The organism is Psychrobacter sp. 1Y4 (assembly GCF_051847555.1).
The window spans coordinates 1-531 of record NZ_JBPYDE010001097.1 but is presented as its reverse complement, the minus strand read 5'-3'; the positions used below and the strand labels follow the sequence as shown (position 1 = coordinate 531).

The 531-nt window shown below is 38.4% G+C and carries 1 protein-coding gene; it reads right to left on the bottom strand.

Going from position 1 to position 531, the window contains the following annotated elements; all coding sequences use genetic code 11:
- Positions 1 to 531 (bottom strand): hypothetical protein (locus ACS8FC_RS20600; protein ID WP_439298150.1); only part of this gene is annotated, 531 nt, incomplete at both ends.

Below are 531 nucleotides of genomic sequence, written 5' to 3'. Positions count from 1 at the left end.
AGATGAAGTCGTCTTCTAACACTAACGCTTCGCTTTCACCGTCTTGGACATCTGATACGTCAGAATTTTCAGTTAAAGTGTTTTCTGCAGGTGAGTCAAAATCGAACTCAAAGTCACTAAGATCGTTGTCTTCTATGACCTCATCATTTTTGATGGTATCAGTATGGTCGCTTGTAGAAATATGAACGCTATCATCATCTGTGGCCAATGATGTGACAGGAGTCTCATCAGTAGCATTTGACTCATTGAAATCATCTTCTAAGTCACTGAGCGTCAGATCAAAGCTATCGTCTACGTTTTTAGTAGACTCGTTTGAAAACACTGGGCTATCAATAGGTTTGTCTATTACTGCATCATTACTATCTTCAAAAACAGGACGATCAGATATGTCAGCTGTATCATCGGCTTGATTAGTGGTAGATAAATCGAAATCTAGGCTATCAAAACGATCATTATTATCTTCTATTACTACTTCTGGTGGCGTTACTGGACTTTGCTCTCCAATGTATAAGTCTTTCAATTCATCAGCAA